This is a genomic window from Arcticibacter sp. (assembly GCF_045629565.1).
Lineage (GTDB): Bacteria > Bacteroidota > Bacteroidia > Sphingobacteriales > Sphingobacteriaceae > Arcticibacter.
Genome location: NZ_JAZQRL010000043.1, coordinates 23944 through 43780, shown reverse-complemented (window position 1 = coordinate 43780; position 19837 = coordinate 23944). Strand labels below are relative to the sequence as shown.

Here is a 19837-nt window from a genome sequence, read left to right as displayed (position 1 = left end):
AAAATGCACTTAAATTTAAGAAAGCAAGGGGGGTAAATAGCAATATGAAGGGGATAAACTGGTAGATATGTTATCTGCCCATGAGTTCAGGAATCTTTTTATCGCTGGCAGGCAATTGCTGAAACTTTTTGTAACTATCATTCAGGTATAACAGCAGTTCAAAGTTCGGGTGTGTAAAGGTCTCAGGAGACGGAGTGTAATGCCAGATGAAATTATTCAGGTCTTCGCCCCTGAGTGGAACGTAAAGTGAGATATTAAGCGGACTGAAAATGTCGCGAATACGGCCTTCAACGGACCGTATCCTCTCCGCTTCGAGCCGCTTGTTCCTACGCTTTTCGTCCTTTTTCCAGTACCAGACCCTAAACACAACGCCACCGGCTGAAGGGTCGTCGTATTCTTTTGTATAAACCATAGACTGCCCGCGAAAAGCCGGGCTTTGCCAGGTTGATGGAGAAGTGTTGAGGTGTCTTACTTCCACTTCCTGAAGAAGATTCACTTTTGGAGATAAGATTATTTTAAGAGGATCAAGAGTATTCAGCACGACGGTCTGAGTTTGATGAGCAAACAGGGAGAATGATATGGAGTGCCCCCGCTGCGCTGCTATGGAGAACTTCCCTTCAGCATCCGACAAGGTTTTGGTGTTCAGCGTATGATTCTGAACGGTTACGTTCTTTAACGGGAGACTGAATGCAGAATCGATAACAGAACCTGCTAGTTGCTGCTGTCCCCACAGCGCACTTATATGGAGTAACAGTAAAACGACAAGCAGGGCGGACTTCATTTTCTTCCTGGTTAAAGCTCGTATAAAGATACTTAAGAAGAATACCATGAAGAGGAAATTTAACATTCTTTGACACATGCCCGGCCTGACATACTTACCTGCATCCGCGAACTTTCATCTGCAGTGTGAATGCGATTATTATCAGATGCTTCCTATCACTACCATCTCACTAAGAGTGGGTACCTGACTTCCTCCTTTTTTCTCCTGGGTTACCGCGAAAGCCTTTGCATTGGCTACAGATTTCATCAAGAGAAGACTATCCCGGGATTGAGCATAGTCAAAGACTCCAAGGTCGACAGGTTTATCGTCAACTATTGCCCATAGTTGATATTGGTGCTGATCGTCAAGGACTGGTAAATTCAAGGATGACAGATCAATTGACACTTCCTTACTGATAGTATTGAAAGCAATTTTCATACTAGCGTTTGGAGCCTTATCTGTGCCTTTCAAAGTCAACAGTTGATATTGCCGTGGATTACGGTAAACCTCCAGATATTTCCTGCTATCCTTAATTTGCTTTTCCTGAAGATTAACTTGATTCGCAAATTTTTGATTTGAAGATTGAAGGGCTAAAATCCTTTGATCACGGTCCCTAAGCTTATTGTTTAGGTTTAAGATTACCACCAGGGACACCAGCAGCAAACAGACACAGGCAGCTAACGCGTATTTGTAGAAATTCGCATTCTTTTGCCCGGAGTGCATCTTAAACACGTTCGGCTGATCTTCAATTGTGTCCACAGCTAAAAGAAACCTGGTGCGACCTGAAGCTTGGGGAGCAACTGCGTTCATGCGTGAGTAGCTTATAACAGATTCCTCAATATGTCTTAACTCAGCGTCTATTTCGGGATGTATAGCGCGCAGTCTTTCCACCTCAAGCCTTTCCGCCTGAGGAAGATCGCCCAGAATATATAATTCCAGGATCCCACTTTCTATATAATCCCTAATGTTCTCCACCTTAATTGAAAAATGTTTTCAATGTTATAATTGCACTTCTTAACCTGGATTTAACTGTCCCCAAAGGTAAATTTAATTCGTCTGAAACTTCAACATGTGTATAACCCTTAAAGTAAATGAGGTCTAATATCTGCTTATCCTGCGGCCTTAGCCTGGTCATCAGATCTTTGATATCAACCCCATCCTGATGTATCTCCCAATATTTTTTTTCATCAACAGCGTTTGTATTTTCGTCCATCGCGTCCGTCCTGCTCAAATTCCTGAACTCTTTCGATCTTACTGTGTCGATAGCCAGATGGCGGGCGATATTAACCATCCAGGTAAAAAGCCGGCCTTTTTTTTCATCATAAGATGCGAAGGAATTCCAGATCTTGACAAAGCTTTCCTGTAACAGATCTTCAGCTTGCTCCTGAGCAGGAACAATTCTGGATATGACCCCATAAAGCGTATCCGCATACTTATCATACAAAGCTTCTGCTGCCATCCTTTCCTTCCGGCGAATGGCATCTATCAATTGAGGCTCTGTATAATCTACTTTAGCTTTTTTCAATGTGGGAATCCGAACATTGAAAACTCAAAAAGCCCCCGAAGGTTTTAAACGCAACGAATTTTAAATAAACTGCCGTCTTAGATCCGGACTTGTCAAATTCCCGTATGTCTGATTAATTAACAATTAACGCTACTACATATGAAAATCATTCCCGATGAAGGAAGGCAGCTTCCGGAAGAAGCTCAATTCTTTGACAAACAGGTTGAACGTCGTTCCTTCTTGAAATATGCAGGTGCCAGCGCGGCCACCGTCGCGCTCGTTGCTGCAGGCTGTAAGAAGGACAGCAGCGACTCAGGCGTATCGTTTGGAAACAAGGATACCGCAATTTTAAATTATGCCTACGCTCTGGAGCAGTTGGAGGCAGCATTTTATATTAAAGTTCTTATGGAACCTTATTCCAACATGACAGACAATGAAAAGTCACTGCTGACCGATATCCGGGATCACGAAATCGCGCACAGAGAGTTATTCAAAACGGCCATCGGGAACGACGCTATTCCGGCCCTGGAGGTCGATTTTCGTTCAGTCAACTTTTCCAGCAGAGATAGCGTCCTGGCTACGGCAAAAGCATTCGAGGATTTAGGTGTATCTGCTTATAATGGTGCGGGACAATACCTCGAATCTGCGGACTACCTTACGCTCGCCGGTAAAATAGTGTCTGTTGAAGCCCGGCATGCAGCACTTATACGCGACTTGATCAGCAATGGCAGCTTTGCAGATAACACAGTTGTCGATGCGATGGGACTGGACAAATCACGTTCTCCAAGAGAAGTTCTCAGTATCGCGCAGGCTTATATTATTACCGAATTAAACATTCAGAATCTACCAGGTTAAAACTACCATCATGAACATTCTAAATATTATTGAAGAAATCGAAAAGGTTGATACCGAAATCTATGATCGCATCAATCCGCGTAGAAAAGCTATGAAAAGCTTTATGAACATTGGCTCAAAAGTCGCTTTGTCTGCATTACCACTGGCGCTTGGTTCCATGTTTAATAGGGCCTATGGACAGAACGCTGGTACCGTAGTTGGTGTTCTGCAATTCGCGCTGACATTGGAATATCTAGAGGCAGAGTTTTACGACAAAGGGCTCACGCAAAACGCTGCCCTTATACCAGCAGGACCAGGCAGAAGCGCCATTACCACTATAGGTCAGCATGAAGCCGCACATGTGAAGTTTCTTCAGGATACCATTAAGGCACTGAGCGCAACACCTGTAGCAAAACCCTCATTTGACTTTACCGCTAAAGGCGCGTTCGCAGATGTGTTCAGTAACTATGACACTTTTTTGGCAGTTGCCCAGGCATTTGAAGATACCGGAGTGAGAGCCTATAAAGGACAGGCGGGAAATCTGAAAGGAAACGGAGCTGTGTTGACTGCTGCGCTAAATATACATTCTGTAGAAGCAAGGCATGCCTCGCATATCCGGCAGATGAGGAAAGCGCGCGGAGCAAACATTAAGCCGTGGATTACTCTCAACCAGTCGGCAATAGGAGCAGCGGTAGACAACGTATATGCTGGTGAGGAGATCACCCAACAGGCAAAAGTACAAATTGCTGGTATTAACGGATTTGCCATATCGACGGCGGCAGCTTCCGAATCATTTGACGAACCCTTGACCCAACAACAAGTACTTGCGATAGTGGGACCTTTCGTCATGTAGCAACACGCTGTCTTAACACTGCGGGGAAGAAGCTGCAAAGCTTCTTCCCTTCTATTCCATTACTAATTCTGTCAGGGCTTCTTTGGTAAAGCCCTTCAGCTCGTCTGTGCGTTGTCCGTGAATCTTTCTAACCCATTCAGGGTCTGACAACAACGGTCTGCCGACTGCTACAAGATCAAAGTCTCCACGATCCATGCGGCGAAGAAGTTCGTCAAGGGAACTTGGCTGAGAGCTTTCTCCGGCGAAGGCTGCAAGAAATTCACCGGTCAAACCTACCGAACCGACGGTTATCGTAGCACTACCAGTAACTTTCTTCACCCAGCCAGCAAAGTTCAGATCCGAACCTTCGAATTCCGGCTCCCAAAAGCGCCGCTGGGAACAATGGAAAATATCAATACCTGCCTCGGCCAAAGGATTTAACCAGGCCTCTATCTCTTGAGGAGACTTCGCGAGCTTGTTGGTATACACAGAAGGTTTGAACTGAGAAATACGCAGAATCAGGGCAAAGTCATCACCTACCTGCCGACGTACCTCCTTGGTTACTTCCACCGCAAAGCGCGATCGTTCTGCAAGAGTCTGCCCTCCCCAGATATCGCTGCGCTTATTAGTCTCTTCCCAAAAGAATTGATCTATCAGGTAGCCGTGTGCTCCATGAAGCTCTATGCTATCAAAGCCGAGCCGTTTAGCATCGGCAGCCGCGCGTCCGAAAGCGGAAATCGTATCAGCAATGTCTGCTTCAGTCATCGTGACTCCGTTTACAAAACCGGGGCGGCCCATGCCTGACGGTCCTTCGAAAGGCGCAGACGGCAACCAACCTGAAGGATGAGGATCCATAACGCCCATGTGCCAAATCTGTGGTGCCATTTTAGCACCCGCCTCATGAACGCCATCAATGACATTTTTCCAACCGCTAAGGGCGGCCTCGCCATAAAAATGAGGAATGTTGGGGTCATTGGAAGAAGACTGACGTTCAATGACCGTTCCTTCCGATAATATCAGGCCCACTTCACCTTCGGCTCTTTTCTGATAATATTTGGCTACATCGGATGTGGGAACTCCGTTAGGGGAGAAAGAACGCGTCATGGGTGCCATAACAACACGGTTCTTAAGATGTAATGATTTCAAGCTAAAAGGCCTGAACAAACTGTCTGTTTTCATTTCTTGATGAATTAAATATCCTTTTGAATGAGTTGGCTCAGCGCGATGAACGCTTCTTCGTTCCGCTGGTAGTAGGTCCACTGCCCTGCCCGTGTAGACTTCACAAGGCCTGCCCTTTGAAGCACTGACAAGTATTCGGAAACAGTTGACTGAGTAAGCCCGGCCTTCTTTTGTATCTGGCCAACGCATACTCCATTACTAAAGCCGTACTGTTCCTGATCGGGGAAGTTCCCCTCAGGATCCTTAAGCCAATTGAGGATCTGTAACCTGGTTTTGTTTGAAAGCGCTTTAAAAATCTCTACCTGATCCATGATGCAAAGATATATCGGAATTTCCCGATATACCGCTCTTGTCTCAAGAAATGACATAGGGATGTAATTAGCCGGGACGGGTCCGTTGGAAGGATTACCCCCTGAAGGTCTATCTAAAAAACACCTCTTTAGAGGTTTCTACTTTTGCTAATGCGTTCTTTGGGAAGAGCGGTTTTTGAAGTCTCGCGTTTTGTATTATTTCGACCTAAGAACCAGCTCGGCCGTCTTCAACTTATTTCCCTTTACGGATAATCTGATAGGACCAGCTTTATTCCCCGATTGCACAAGAACTACGAGCTTTCCATTAAACAGTTTCATGGCAGGGAGGTGAAACTGCTCTAAAGAAGTCGCATCCCCATTACACGCCGCACGATAAGTTCCGTTGCCGGTGACATGGAAGGTCAGCTGATCGTTTGCGGTGCTACAAGGATTACCATGCTCATCTACGACAGACACCGTGACAAAGGCTATGTCTCTGCCGTCAGCATCGAGCTCCGTACGATCCGCTTCAAGAACCAGCTTAGTGGGTTTGCCAGCGGTTACCACCGATTTTTCGGCAGCAGGCTTGCCCTCTTTGTCATAGGCAACCACCTTTACCGTTCCCGGTTCATACTTGACGTCCATCCACATCAGACGGTACCGACTCTGGGGAGTAGAGTCGTTTTTCTTCTGCACCCCCATGCTCTTACCATTGATAAACAGCTCTGCACTGTCATAACTGGTATAAACAAACACCGGGGTGGTCTGCCCCTCTCTTCCCTCCCAATTCCAGTGAGGCAAGATATGCAGGGTTTCATCCTTTTTATTCCACTTGCTGCGATATAGATAGAAGCGATCTTTAGGTAGGCCTGCCAAATCATTTATCCCAAAATAGGAACTTCTTGACGGCCAGAAATTGTCATACGGCGTAGGTTCTCCCAAATAGTCAAAACCTGTCCATACAAATTGACCTATGACCCAGGGCTTGTCGTCTTCCAGAATAAAGTCATCTTCAGGAAGATTAGACCAGCTGCAATATTCAAGATCGTAAGATGATGACTGATGATCGTCATATGTCTTCTCAACACCTTTCACTACAGGGAATTTATATACGCCTCTAGAGCTGACTGTCGAAGCAGTTTCGGAGCCAAGAATGAAACCTTGGGGGAAAGATTTGAAAGCGTCCTCATAAAGATGAGTTCGATAGTTTAAACCAGGCACATCCAGCAAAGCGCCGAAGCCTGATGCCATGGTAGCCTTAACCTGGTCCATACCTACAGTAACGGGACGAGTTGGATCCTCGCGATGGAAAATCTCCTGCAACCATTTCGCACGCTTCACGCCTTCAGCACCGTGTTGATCGGGCACTTCATTTCCCGAACTCCACATCACAATTGAGGGGTGGTTTCGGGTGGCATGCACTAGATTTACAATGTCTTTTTCCGCATCTGTATGAAAAAAGCGGTTGTATCCGTTCTTGACTTTTGGCTTCGCCCACTCATCAAAGGACTCGGCGAGAAACATAAAGCCCATTTCGTCGCATAGGTCAAGTTGCTCAATAGAAGGCATGTTATGGGAACTTCTTATCGCATCACAGCCCATGTCTTTCAGAATCCGCAGCTGTCTGCGCAGAGCAGCTATATTGATTGCCGCTCCGAGAGGCCCGAGATCATGGTGGAGGCAAACGCCTTTAAACTTTCGCACTTCACCATTAAGACTGAAACCTTTTGCCGCAGTGTAACTGATCTCCCGGATCCCGAATCTGGTGGTCGTTTCATCTTTTAGATCATTCCCTACATACAATTTTGTAACCGCTTTGTAGAGATAAGGCGTCTCCGGACTCCAGAGCCTGGGATTTTTCACAGCAATATTTTGGTCAAACTCTTTACCATAAGGGGTATTACTGTTGTCAGTTGCAACTGTATCTCCATTGGCATCTATAATTGAGGTGACCAGACGCGCATTTTGTCCCGACACCTTTGTCTTAATATTGACTTTAGCGAGCTCGGCTGATATAAATGGAGTGGTTACGTACGTCCCCCATTGGTCGATACTTTCTTCATGTTTAACTATGATCTGGACCTTTCTGTATAAGCCCGCACCCGGGTACCACCGTGATGACAGTCCTTTGTTAGAGAGCTGAACGGCTAGCAAATTCTTTTTCCCGGCTTTGATATGCCGGGTAATATCAAAATAAAAGTAGTTATAACCGAAATTCCACTCTCCCACCTTTTTCCCATTTATATAGACCCTCGGCTCACTCATAGCACCCTCAAAGACGATCAATACTTTTTGTCCGGGAGTATAATCGGGGAGAGTAAACTGATTTCTGTACCAGCCTTCGCCGATATAAGGCAGGGAGCCAGTTCTACCGGTTTTCTCCGTCGGAACTTCTTCACCATTCTGTACGATGGCTACCATTTGCTTATCAATTTCCTTATCAAAGGGTCCGTAAATTGCCCAATCATGCGGAACACTTACTGATTCCCAGCTCTTGTCGTTGAACTCCGTTTGATAAGCCTGATTGTTCTGACCTTTTTTAAACTTCCAGCCATTGCTCAGTTCAGTGACGACGCGGACCTGAGAAGTGGCGACAACAGAGATTAGAAGAAGAGTCAGGAAAAATAAACAGGGCTTCTTGTACATATCACAGAGTTAAGGTATTTACGGATATTGTGTGATCCGTAATATTGTTCATTTGGGCTTTCACGATACAACCTGCTGTAAATATAATCAATCGAAAGTATAAAAGTAGCGTTGATATAAGGTGGTATCAGACTGATTTATGACTTTTCCAGCTTGATCTTACTCTCTGCACTCTTCCGTTTAGCTGCCATATACTCAGATGGCTGCATATTAAAGCGGGATTTGAACGACTTTGCAAAGTAGTTAGGGGTAGCAAACCCCACCATATAAGAGATTTGCGCAACGTTCAGATCGCTTTTCTCCAGCAAAACCGCCGCCCTTTCTAATTTGATTGACCGGATATACTCTACGGGAGACTGGCCGGTAAGTTCCAATATCTTGTGATACAACGATACTCTGCTCATACCCACATGTCTGCTCAGATCCTCAACCGACAATTTCGGATTATTGAGATTTTCTTCCAGATAGAGCATAATTTTATTGAGTAAAATATCGCCTTGCGATTCGATTACCAATTCAGGAGCCTGGACTTTTATCTGCTTGGTATAGGTATCTTTCAGTGTCCGGTTTAAAACCAGCAGGTTCTTAATTTTAGCGTTCAGGATTTCAAAGTTGAAGGGCTTAGTCATGTAATCATTTGCTCCTGTTTGCAAACCCCTGATCTGTTCCTCTTCTCCGGTAAGAGCTGTTAACAAAATGATCGGAATATGACTGGTCCGTTTATCAGCTTTGACTTTGTTGCAAAGTTCTATTCCGTCCATAAAGGGCATACTTATATCGCTAACAATAATCTGTGGATGATGCGCTAGGGCTTTCTGCCAGCCTTCTTTTCCGTTGGAAGCTTCATAAACACGATAAAAGCTCTTTAGGTTGTCTTTGAGATAGAATCGAAAATCATCATTATCTTCAACGAGTAAGACTGTCGGCATGTCGACCGAAGCTGAAACTCCGGATTCGGCTACATCCTCTATCACAGCAATTTCATTTTGTGGTTCCAAAATATCATCATTCAATTGCTGTTCCGCTGCAACCGATGCAACAAGGCTATCAACCGTTTTTTCAGCAAACTTTTCCGAGACAAACGGAAAATTAATTACAAAACAACTCCCTTTACTCTGCTCGCTTATCACGCTAATGCTTCCCCCATGCATTTTCACAAATTCTTTGGTAATCGATAAGCCGATGCCACTACCCTGATTAAGGACTGACGCGTTGGAATCCCCCTGGAAAAACCGATTAAAGATCTTCTCCTTCTTATCAGGAGGTATTCCAATACCCGTATCAGATATTTTAACAACTATGCCGGAACCTGACGGTGCGTTTTCGTTATGATTCTTCTCCACTTCGACCTTAATGGTTCCGCCTGCCGGTGTAAACTTGAATGCGTTTGATAATATATTAAAGAGGATACGCTCCAATTTGTCATGATCAAAAGAAGTGTTAAAATAGTGAAGCTGGCTCTCAAAGATCAGGGCAATATTCTTTCGTGCACTCAGATCCCTGAACAGTTCAGATACATCTTTCACAAAAGAAATAACCTCGCCTTCTGATAGGCTCAACCGCAACTCCCGCTCTTCCATTTTCCGGAAGTCTAAGAGTTGGTTCACGAGGTTCAAAAGTCTCCGGGCATTGCGCTTAATCATGAACAGGTGGCTGCTCCCGGATTCAAATTTTTCTTCGGATAGAAGAGTATCGACTGGCCCCATAATGAGAGAAATAGGCGTGCGAAACTCATGACTTAAATTCGTTAGAAACTTGATTTTCAACATATCGAGCTCATGCAAACGTTCTGCTTCCTTTCGCTCCTGTTCGAGCAACTGCTTTGCCTTGCTCTTTTCTTGTTCTGCTTCGAATTTCCTTTTCAACTTTTGAATTCCACGATATCGAACGTATAACAAGATCCCCAGACCTGTAGCAGCATACAATATGTAGGCATAAATCGTCAGCCAGAACGGCGGCTTCACGTGTATCCTGATCGTTGTTATTTCACCATATTTAGTCCCATCCGCATCCATGGCTCTCACCTTGAACACATATTCTCCAGGATCCAGATTTGTGTATGAAGCCGTTCGGGAAGGGCCTACATGGTTCCACGACCTATCGAAGCCATCGAGCTTGTACGCATACTGGTATTGCTGCGGAGTGACATAACTCAGAGCAACGAAATCCAGAGAAAAGTTTTGCGCATAATCAAGATGGATATCCTTCGAAACGGTGATATGTTCACTAATAGGCGACTCTTCTCCCGGACCGACTACTTTATTGTCTACTTTCAATTCAGTAATCAACACAGAAGGAACATTAGCATCCGTTTTTAAATTTGCCGGATTGAAGTGATTAAAACCGTCCTGACCGCCAAAAAACAGCTCGCCATCTGAAGTCCTCAGTCCTGCACCACTGTTGAAATTACTATTTTGGACGCCATTGTAGGTATTATAGTTGTGAAACTTCCTGGTTTTCGGATCGAAACTACTGATCCCGGAGTTCGTGCTTAGCCACAAGAGCCCTTTTCCATCCTCCACAATTTCATAAACCACAGCATTCGATAATCCGTCCTTTTCTGAAAAGGATATAAACTGGCCGCTTTTTTCGTTGAACAAACTTAAGCCTCCGCGGGTTCCTACCCATACTTTTTTGCTTTTGTCCATCACTACGGATAAAACCACGTTATTAGGAAGCCGGCTGTTGGCTTTATCGTAAAGCCTGAAGGATTTAGTTCCCGGAGTGAATACAGCCAGGCCAGAGCCATGGGAGCCGATCCAAATATCTCCTCGGCTGTCTTCCTCTATAGCCCGGATATAACCGTTAGTAGGCAGGCGAAGAGTTCCTGCGGCGGATGTATTTTTATGTATTGATGTAAATGCTTTTGTCTTCGGATTATAAATGCTTATTCCATCCCCATTGGTACCAATCCAGATGTGTCCTTTCGAATCTTCTTTTAAGCAAAACACATTATTGTTGATCAGACTCTCACCCGAACTCTTGGTAAATTGCTCATACTTACCAGTACGCACATCAAGTGCAAAGAGTCCGTTGACATAGGTACCAATCCACAATTTATTATCCTTGCTCATCTCAAGAGAAAGGATAGCCAATTTAGATGAAACAGCGTTCGCCGGCTTTAAATCAAAATGACGAAATAATCCGGTACGGCGGTCAAATAAATTCAATCCGCCTCCATCTGTTCCTATAAAAATTCTGCCGTCATGAGTTTCTTCGAAAGAGGTTACATTTGAAGAACTTAGCCCCCGATCATCGAAGGGATTGCTTTGCTTGAGATTAAATAGGTTTAAATTTACATCCGACTTATTGATACCCCCTTTATAGGTACTTATCCAATGTGTACCGAGGTCGTCAATATAAACGCAGCGAACTGACTTACCAGACAGGCTGTAGATATTTCGACTATCGGGCTTGTAAACGTCGATATCGCCCGAATGAATATCCAGGACGCTAATTCCGTCCTCAGTGCCTAACCAAAGTTTACCATTTGGTTCTGCCACCACCGCGTAAATATCGCTGCTGCTTATTTGGCCTTCACCTTCGCCGTAGCGAAACTTTTTAAACTTCCCCCCCTCTGGAAGCAGCATACCAAGTCCATGATCCGTACCTACCCAGATGGAGCCGTTCGCATCCTCTTCTACGCTTCTTACCGCATTACCTGGCAAGCTACTTGCATCGTTTGGAATGTTAGTGTAATGGGAAAATGTATTTTTTGCCCTATTGTACAGAAACAGACCATCTGCTGATCCGACCCATAGTCTGCGCTTGCTATCTTCGAAAATACAAAGCACAGTTTTACTAGCCAGACGTCCGCTTCTTGCAGGGCCTACAGGAAAAGTAGTCAACTTCCCTGTTTTGGCGTTCCGTACGCTGAGACCATTGACATTGGAAATCCACAAATTCCCGAGGTAGTCACTGGCAATGGCCCTGATAACGTTATTTTTATTATTAAAACCCTCATGAGGAGGCAGCGCTCTGAACTTATCTTGCTGCCTGTCATAGGAACAGATTGATCCGCCATTGGTGCCTATCCATAAAGTGCCTGAGCCATCTTCATGTAATGACACCACCTCATTAGTTGGCAAACTGCTACTATCACCAGCAATGTGTCTGTACACGGTAAAACTGGTCCCGTCATACTTATTTAAGCCATCCTCAGTAGCAAACCACATGATGCCAAAACGATCTTTCACCATGGCGGTAACTACGTTAGACGAAAGCCCGTCTTTCGACGTCAGAGACGTGAAATTTATTTTTCGCTCCTGGGCATATGCCCCTTGCATGATCAATAAAAGTAGTATGCAAAAACAGGAAAATGATTTTGATATCAAGAAATTTAACATAGGCAAAAGACTCTCTGGATACCATTTTGTGACTATCTGATGCTCTTACATATGTTTAGATTATTGGTTAGAGTTACAAATCTTACAAAATTGGTCAAACGAAAATACACATTAAATCTGAGGCATGTTAAAGGAAATGTCCTTTTTCAGATGTTCATACCAACAGCTATCTATAACGTGAAGGTGTCCCTTTCCATTTCCCGGTGGTGATAAAGCGTAAGATTACTTATCCGTTCGGAAAGGAGATGCAGGTAAGCCCTCCAGATTGAAAAGGTTTGCGCCTGCCGGATTATCTGACCATGCATACCGCACATACTTAGGATTATTCATGCCCTCAGCCCAAACGATAACCTTATTTCCTTCAATCCTGGTTTTTGCCCAGACGAATCTCTTGCTGTCATCAGCAATTGCAAAGTGCGAAAGTTCCTCTCCGTCGTTCGCAACCAGACCACTGCCAATATGGTCGAACTCAATAATGATCTTATTTTCATCTATGTGTGATGACTTGAAAAGTGGCCCTGAAGAAACAACGTTACGTTCATTATAAACAAGCGTTCTTGCTGCAAGCGCCAGCCTCTCACCAACGTCCTTTTTATTATCTGGATGAATGTCGTTCCATTCTCCTAAGTCTATGGTCACTGCCATGCCGGTATTGGGCACTTCCAATGTATGCAAAGCTGCCTCACGCAAAATAGGCCAGCTGCCTTCGGCCGGCAGATAATTAGCATCGCCAAAATTGGGCAGCTGCACATATAAAAATGGAAGCAAAGGTTGAGAGAACACCCTGCGATAATCTTTGATCAAAGCGGGTAATAATTCGCGATATTGCAGAGCGTTGCCTGAATTGCTTTCCCCCTGATACCAGAGCACACCTTTAATCGGGAAGTTAGCCGCAGGTGCTACCATGGCATTAAACAAAGATGTTGGCTGATTCTGAGCCGAGATAGACTCAACACCATTTCGCTTCGTGGGTGAATAGACTTCCCCTACCTTGTAGTGCCAATATCCGGTAAGTTCAATAATCTTTCCATTTGCCTCTACATGATAAGGTTTGTCTGGCACAAAGCCTCCTTTTCCACCAGTATTCTGCACGCGTACGACCAGTATATTTTTGCCTGGCGTAAGAATTCCTGGCTCTACAGCATACCTCCTTTGAGGGTATTGATAGCCCGTCTGCCCTATTTGTCTCCCGTTCACATAGACCATATCTGCGTCAACTATCCGACCTAAGAATAGCCTGGCGGGAACACCCGTCATTTCCTTAGGGATATTTACCTCTCGCCTATACCACACTACACCATTCAGGTTCCCTAAACCCTGGTCTTCCCAATAGCCGGGAACACTTATTCTTTGCCAGCTTTTAGGCACAAAATTTCTGTCGTACCATTTGATCTCACCGGTTAACCCCTTGTCTATAATGGCCGGGGCAATTTTCTGACTCGCAGCTGCTTTTCGGTTTATATGGTTAACATATGATGTGTCTTTATTTTTCGATATGGTAGCAGCGATTTCCGCGAAATCTTTCAATCCATCCTCACTGGTCCAGGCTTCTATCGGTGTGCCGCCCACACTCGTATTGATTATTCCTATTGGCACACGATACTTTCGATGAATTTGCTTTGCGAAGAAGTAAGCAACTGCAGAGAAATCTTCAACATCCGTGGGATTTGCCGACTTCCAGCTGCCGCTGGAAAAGTCTTTTTCTGGTCCGGTCAGACTGGTTTTGGTAGCTACCCAAAATTGCCGAATCTCCGGATAATTTGCTTCTGCAATATCAGAGGCGTATCTAATGTTATGTAATGACAGTTGATGCACCATATTCGACTGGCCTGCACAAAGCCATACATCTCCTATTAGAACATCCTCAAGCTGGATGGTATTTTTGCCCTTTATATGCATGACGTAAGGCCCCCCGGCTTTCATCGCAGGAAGGGTGGCTTTCCACCTGCCGTCAGACGCTGCTATTGTCGAGACCGATTTACGGTTAAACCGAACACTCACTTTTTCACCCGGTGACGCCCACCCCCATATATTGAGCTTGGCATCCCGCTGTAGAACCATACTATCCCGGATTAGTCGCGGAAGAGTCACTTGAGAGAAGGTGTGTTGAAAAAAGAAAAGGTTAAAAAAAACAAATAAAAGTAGTTTACTCCGATCCATAGACGGTTAGAAATGCATGTAAAAGAATGGCTGTCATAATATGACAGCCATTTTCGATGTTGTTAGTTGTATCCAGGGTTCTGATAAGCTTTCCTCTCTGCTTCTGACATCTCCATAGCGTTGATCTGCCCAATAGGAATAGGACGCAGATAATGTCTTGGCTCGATGGTGCGCTGTACGGTTATTGGCTCATGGTCTCCTTTATTTGGTCCGCAGATTTGATAAGAAGACGCAAGTTCATTCCATTTCTGCGTGCGTATCAAGTCATACCAACGATATCCCTCTCCAAAATACTCTCTGGAACGTTCCGCAAGAATATAGTTGATGGTAATGGTAGAAGGAGTTGCAGCGGTCATTGCAGCACTGTTATCTTCTGTTCTGGCTGCATTGCCATTATTGTCCCAACGCCATTTAGCAGCGCGGGCACGGATAACATTGATTAAATCTCTGGCACTTTTCCCAGCTTGAGCATTGGCTCCTTTTACAGCAGCTTCTGCAGCAACAAAGTAGAGTTCTGAGAACTTAGCGATATTAAATGGCCGGGTACTGCCGGCGTTCGGCTGACCTAACCCACCGGCATTATCTGTACGGTAAGGGCCAAGTTTCCAGAGACCCGGGTAGACCACCCTGCTTATGCCTCTTGGGGAAATGACAAAATCTGCTCTTCCCGGCAACACGCCTGCACCAACACCACTTTTATACACTGTATTTGAGTAGTCGATAGGTGTACCGGGTTCCTCGTTTAAGAAAGTAAGTATTGGCTGTCCCGGCAGAACCTGAAGATTATTAGCATTATATACAAAACCAGGAATATTGTTACCCCCTGCCTTTGGCCAATTGGCTCTGTAAACAGTTGTAAAGGTACCGTCGTACCGCGAATCGATAGTTTTATCTGTAAAGGTGTTAACGATCGCACCGATAGTAGGACTCATACGTGTCCATGGACGTCCTAACGCCTGCGCTGCTTCGCGCTGAACTGAACTGATAACCGTACTCCAGTCAGTAGCGGTAGCACTCCTGATGTCGGTATAGTTCCACGTCATCATCCAACCTGCAAAATTATCCGGCGCCCCACCACTGCCGAAAGTAAGACTACCTCCGTTATAGAACTCACTATCCTCTGTATGATCAGCAAACAGCATGATTTCATTATTACGATCATTCTGGGCCAGATTCACGTCATAGTATGTAGGCTGCAATCCAAATGGCCCGGGATTGTCAATTCCTGCTACTGCCACATCGTATGCCTGCTGGTAATACCACTGAGCGTTATGACCGTCTGGGTCAGTCCTGGGCGTTTCGGGATAGGTTGGTATATTATTGGGGTTTTCAAGCCACCAGCCATAAGTCAGATACGCTTTCGCCAGATATAAACGAGCGAGTGTCTTTGTAGCGCCGCCGGTTACCCGTCCAGTCTGAGGTAAGTCATTTATAGCTTGCAGCAGATCCGGAAATATAGCTTTGGTATACACCTCCGGCACTGTATTACGGACGGAGTAGCGCGATGGCGAGGTATTAAATTTTAACTCACCGGCTCCTAAATCCAGAGGAACTCCGCCAAATGTCTGCACAAGCAGAAAATAGTCAAACGCCCTAAAAAATCGTGCTTCAGCTATCAGGGCATCCGAAATCCCCACTGCAGTAGCGTTTTCTATTATGCCACTGGCCGTGTTAATATTATAAAATGCAGGAGCCCAAATAGCGTCCGAACGGCTGCTCTCTGGAGTAATCTGCCCAACTCCAGACAGATCCATATCCTTAAAGTTTTGGTCGGCATCCCTTCCGTAAGTTGCTTCATCTGTGCCGGTAATTGTAGTATTGTAATAATATGCCTGCCCGTAGATATACCGAAGATGTGCATATAATGAAGTTAACCCTCCATTTACACCGTTTGCCGTCGTAAAATAACTAGGTTCGTAAATACTGCGGGGTTGTTCGTCCAGAATATCCTTACAACCGGAAGAAAACAACGTGAGCAACGCTGCTCCCACAAAAGCCTTTATATGTGTATTTCTCATGATTGATAAACTTTAAAATGTTAAATTAACACCAAGCAGATAGCTACGAGTTGATGGAGAGTTAGTTCCTATTGTCAACAAGCGTCTCAGATTTTGCGAGTAAGCAACTGCGACGTTCTCAGTGGCCAATGAATTTGTTTCAGGATCCATACCTGATTCCTTATGATAAGGAGAGAAAAGAACAAACGGATTCTGTGCAGTAAAATAAACTCTTAGCCTGTCTACACCAACACTCTTCAGCATGTTCTGGCTGAAATTATATCCAAGAGAAATAGTACGGATCTTGAGATAAGATGCGTCAAAGTAACCCAGCGTGCTTCCATATTTAGGATTGTCACCACTGGCAATACCTCCCGGCTTTGGATAATTTGCATCTGTATTTTCCGGAGTCCAGTAATCTACTTTCACATTTCCCCGGCGACCGCTCATCATGTTCAGGTATCCTGAAGATGAATACAGCGTACTGTTTAATATACCTCCCTTTTTGAACGCAGCGATAGCTGTCAAGTCAAAACCTTTATAGGCTACCCTGGTATTGAACCCACCTTGAAACTTCGGCTCGATACTCATGATCTGCATATCATCGGAGTTAATTGCACGCAGAGGTGTTCCGTCTTCTTTATATCCACCTGTATATTTTACCTTGATCATACCGACGTTACCACCAGGTTCAAGAACTTCGCGATGAGGATCTCCCTCTTGCCACAGACCTGTTTTCTCGTAGTCAAAAATTACATCAATCGGATGACCTACGAACCACCAATTAGTCCTATCCTCTGTGGAACCAGATGCCAAAGACACTAGTTTATTACGGTTAGCGTATAAGTTGACGCCAGCTTCCCACGTCCAGCCATTGACATTGTCCAATATTACTCCGTTTAAGGAAAGCTCAATACCCTTATTTTCAGTCTTTCCAACATTTGCGGTATAGCTTCCCACTCCCGACGTTGGAGGTAAGCCAACGCCTAACAGCAAATCATGTGTCTTGGTCTGGTAATATTCGACTGTACCAGACAGACGGCTATCAAACAACGAGAAATCTAGCCCATAATTCCATGTAGTAGAATACTCCCAACCCAAATCCGGATTTGGCAACTCCGTTACATAGTAACCGGTAGAGTACTCATTTCCAAAATTGTACGGTCTGGTGCCCAGGCGTCCCAATGTCGCGTAAGGCGCAATCGACTGATTTGAAGTTTGTCCATAGCCTGCGCGCAACTTCAGCATATTGATAGCCGGGACGCTTTCCATAAATGACTCTTTTGAGATATTCCATCCTACAGAGACCGCCGGATAAGTATGCCATTTATGTCCTGGCGCCAACCTGGAAGATCCGTCGGAACGTAGTGTAGCCGAAATCATGTAGCGATTATCGTATGAGTACATCACACGTCCCATCCAGGACATCAGGCCACTAACAGTATAGCCGTTATCCTCAGGACTTACCGTGATCTCCCCGGCTGCACTTCCAAGATTGTAGAACTGAAACGCTTCATTAGGTATGTCCCTTGCAGATGTGGCTGACCTGTTATACCTGTTTTGAGAAGCAGAGTACAAGCCGACTACGTTTATCTGATGTTTTTCAGCAATAGTACGATCATAGGTTAGCAAGTTTTCGATCGTCCAATCAGTTGTCAGAGCATTACTAATCGATGCGCTGGATTCTGTTTCTGGATTAGCCGATGTAATACCCCTTCCTACAAAACTACCGTTGTTGCTTTGGCGATAATTAAGGCCAACGTTGGCACGGTATTTCAAACCATCAACTCCAGGAACCTTAAATTCTCCGTAGAGTGTGTTGTACGAACCATAGGCTCTATTTTGAGTTAACCAGGTATCCTTCAAATCTTCAACAATTTCTCTGGAATAAATCCACTGATCATCCCGTGGCATTCTGATGATCCTCTTCCAGCTGCCATCTTCGTTGTACGGATTAGCGATAGGAGAAGCACTTAGCACTCCGTATAGCCCTACGTTAGCACCATCAGTAATATTAAAGTTGTTATTTGTATTAAACCCGACGCGGAAATACTGACCTATGTTCTGATCAAGACTACCTCTAAGCGAAAATCGTCTGTACTGTTGAGTAGGCACAACTCCTTCGTCTTCGAGATATCCAACATTAAAATTATAGCTTCCCTGCTCTGTACCACCAGAAACACCGACATCATGACTCATCATCATACCTGTTTTGTAGAGAAGGTCTTGCCAATCAGTATCCACATCGTCAGCCTCATCCAATGAGTTCGTAAATACGCCGCCAGCGGCTTTACGGAGCTCAACGAACTCCGGACCATTCATCATAGGATACCTGGCAAAGATACTTTTAGGTCCGGCAAAGCCGTTATAGCTTAATTTCGCTTTTTGGCCAGTGATTCCTTTATTAGTGGTGACCAAAATAACTCCATTCGCACCGCGGGAACCATAGATTGCAGTAGCAGAAGCATCCTTCAAGATATCGACACTTTTAATGTCGTTGGGATTGATATCAGCAATAGATCCGGCGAAAGGAATTCCGTCCAGAACCACCAGCGGATCATTACTCGCGGTCAGGGATCTTGTACCGCGAATACGTATCTGCATGGCAGCTCCCGGTTGTGATGAGGTTTGAGAAAACTCCACCCCAGGCAAGCGACCTTGTAACGCCTGTGAAATATTTGCTGAAGGAACATCGCGAATTGCGTCACCGCGAATAGACGCGACAGAGCCTGTAACAGCTTCAGCACGCTGTGTACCGTAACCTACTACAACAACGTCCTCCAGAACCTTGCTGTCGGCTGCCATTCTCACCGTAACGGTTGTTTGTCCGGCAATACGTACTTCTTGTGTATTGAAACCTACAAACGATACTACTAAAGTTTGCTCGTTGGCCTGAACATTCAGCCTGAACCTTCCTTCTACATCAGTCGAAGCAGAACCGGTTCCCGACTTAGCTTTCACAGATGCCCCTGGTAAAGGTTGATTTTGATCGTCTAATACGGTTCCACTGATGGACTTTGTCTGAGCAAAAGTGGATAAGCAAAGAAGCAAGGAAAACATGGTAAGTATCCATTCCTTCCGATAGGGATTTAATAAAAATCGTGTCATAAATGATTGTTGATTAGTTCAAAATTGGTTTGCATAACGTATTATAAAATTGATTGGTTGTTGATACTATTGTCTCAAATGCCTGGACGGATATCGCAATAAACAATTACACGGAATGGGCTAATATTTTAAAAGACCCTGGCAAGCTGTTTCAGTGTAAATCCGGCTAGATAGTTAAGTA

Annotated in this window: 12 protein-coding genes; 2 read left to right on the top strand and 10 right to left on the bottom strand. The window is 44.8% G+C overall.

Going from position 1 to position 19837, the window contains the following annotated elements; genetic code table 11:
• Nucleotides 1-70: 70 nt before the first annotated feature.
• From ACKI5J_RS05915 to ACKI5J_RS05905, 3 genes are all read right to left on the bottom strand, one after another.
• The gene (locus ACKI5J_RS05915) at nucleotides 71-781 is read right to left on the bottom strand and encodes a carboxypeptidase-like regulatory domain-containing protein (protein WP_407427491.1); all 711 of its coding nucleotides are present in this window, start codon (nucleotides 779-781) and stop codon (nucleotides 71-73) included.
• Nucleotides 782-922: 141 nt separating this feature from the next.
• The gene (locus ACKI5J_RS05910) at nucleotides 923-1735 is read right to left on the bottom strand and encodes an anti-sigma factor domain-containing protein (protein ID WP_407427489.1); all 813 of its coding nucleotides are present in this window, start codon (nucleotides 1733-1735) and stop codon (nucleotides 923-925) included.
• A 1-nt stretch (nucleotide 1736) separates the two neighbouring features.
• Entirely contained in the window at nucleotides 1737-2285 is a 549-nt protein-coding gene (locus ACKI5J_RS05905) for an RNA polymerase sigma factor (protein WP_407427487.1), read from the bottom strand.
• 138 nt (nucleotides 2286-2423) lie between these two features.
• On the opposite strand from ACKI5J_RS05905, the gene ACKI5J_RS05900 reads away from it, so the two are divergent.
• Together ACKI5J_RS05900 and ACKI5J_RS05895 are read left to right on the top strand one after the other, a co-directional pair.
• Complete coding sequence (locus tag ACKI5J_RS05900; RefSeq protein ID WP_407427485.1) at nucleotides 2424-3119, top strand: ferritin-like domain-containing protein; 696 nt, start codon at nucleotides 2424-2426, stop codon at nucleotides 3117-3119.
• A 10-nt stretch (nucleotides 3120-3129) separates the two neighbouring features.
• Nucleotides 3130-3951 (top strand): ferritin-like domain-containing protein, encoded by an 822-nt coding sequence (locus ACKI5J_RS05895; RefSeq protein WP_407427483.1) that lies wholly within the window; start codon nucleotides 3130-3132, stop codon nucleotides 3949-3951.
• A gap of 51 nt (nucleotides 3952-4002) precedes the next feature.
• Here ACKI5J_RS05895 and ACKI5J_RS05890 read toward each other — a convergent pair whose 3' ends face one another.
• The 7 genes from ACKI5J_RS05890 to ACKI5J_RS05860 all read right to left on the bottom strand — a co-directional run bounded on the left by ACKI5J_RS05890 (nucleotide 4003) and on the right by ACKI5J_RS05860 (nucleotide 19656).
• Nucleotides 4003-5109, bottom strand: coding sequence for an NADH:flavin oxidoreductase (locus ACKI5J_RS05890; protein ID WP_407427481.1), 1107 nt, complete (start codon nucleotides 5107-5109; stop codon nucleotides 4003-4005).
• An 11-nt stretch (nucleotides 5110-5120) separates the two neighbouring features.
• Nucleotides 5121-5420: an ArsR/SmtB family transcription factor gene (locus tag ACKI5J_RS05885; protein ID WP_407427515.1), complete on the bottom strand. Its 300-nt coding sequence runs from the start codon at nucleotides 5418-5420 to the stop codon at nucleotides 5121-5123.
• A 195-nt stretch (nucleotides 5421-5615) separates the two neighbouring features.
• Nucleotides 5616-8045: a DUF4982 domain-containing protein gene (locus ACKI5J_RS05880; RefSeq protein WP_407427479.1), complete on the bottom strand. Its 2430-nt coding sequence runs from the start codon at nucleotides 8043-8045 to the stop codon at nucleotides 5616-5618.
• Between the two features lie 137 nt (nucleotides 8046-8182).
• Complete coding sequence (locus ACKI5J_RS05875) at nucleotides 8183-12331, bottom strand: two-component regulator propeller domain-containing protein (RefSeq protein ID WP_407427477.1); 4149 nt, start codon at nucleotides 12329-12331, stop codon at nucleotides 8183-8185.
• Nucleotides 12332-12613: 282 nt separating this feature from the next.
• Nucleotides 12614-14452 (bottom strand): sialate O-acetylesterase, encoded by a 1839-nt coding sequence (locus ACKI5J_RS05870; RefSeq protein WP_407427475.1) that lies wholly within the window; start codon nucleotides 14450-14452, stop codon nucleotides 12614-12616.
• Nucleotides 14453-14613: 161 nt separating this feature from the next.
• Nucleotides 14614-16569, bottom strand: a complete 1956-nt coding sequence (locus ACKI5J_RS05865) for a RagB/SusD family nutrient uptake outer membrane protein (RefSeq protein WP_407427473.1) — start codon at nucleotides 16567-16569, stop codon at nucleotides 14614-14616.
• A 12-nt stretch (nucleotides 16570-16581) separates the two neighbouring features.
• Nucleotides 16582-19656 (bottom strand): SusC/RagA family TonB-linked outer membrane protein, encoded by a 3075-nt coding sequence (locus tag ACKI5J_RS05860; RefSeq protein WP_407427471.1) that lies wholly within the window; start codon nucleotides 19654-19656, stop codon nucleotides 16582-16584.
• Between the last annotated feature and the right edge of the window lie 181 nt (nucleotides 19657-19837).

Coding starts and splice junctions, on each gene's coding strand:
- ACKI5J_RS05880 (WP_407427479.1), bottom strand. CDS start 8,045: ATGTACAAGAAGCCCTGTTTATTTTTCCTGACTCTTCTTCTAATCTCT.
- ACKI5J_RS05870 (WP_407427475.1), bottom strand. CDS start 14,452: ATGGTTCTACAGCGGGATGCCAAGCTCAATATATGGGGGTGGGCGTCA.
- ACKI5J_RS05900 (WP_407427485.1), top strand. CDS start 2,424: ATGAAAATCATTCCCGATGAAGGAAGGCAGCTTCCGGAAGAAGCTCAA.
- ACKI5J_RS05895 (WP_407427483.1), top strand. CDS start 3,130: ATGAACATTCTAAATATTATTGAAGAAATCGAAAAGGTTGATACCGAA.
- ACKI5J_RS05860 (WP_407427471.1), bottom strand. CDS start 19,656: ATGACACGATTTTTATTAAATCCCTATCGGAAGGAATGGATACTTACC.
- ACKI5J_RS05875 (WP_407427477.1), bottom strand. CDS start 12,331: ATGCAAGGGGCATATGCCCAGGAGCGAAAAATAAATTTCACGTCTCTG.
- ACKI5J_RS05890 (WP_407427481.1), bottom strand. CDS start 5,109: ATGAAAACAGACAGTTTGTTCAGGCCTTTTAGCTTGAAATCATTACAT.
- ACKI5J_RS05865 (WP_407427473.1), bottom strand. CDS start 16,569: ATGAGAAATACACATATAAAGGCTTTTGTGGGAGCAGCGTTGCTCACG.
- ACKI5J_RS05885 (WP_407427515.1), bottom strand. CDS start 5,420: ATGGATCAGGTAGAGATTTTTAAAGCGCTTTCAAACAAAACCAGGTTA.
- ACKI5J_RS05915 (WP_407427491.1), bottom strand. CDS start 781: ATGAAGTCCGCCCTGCTTGTCGTTTTACTGTTACTCCATATAAGTGCG.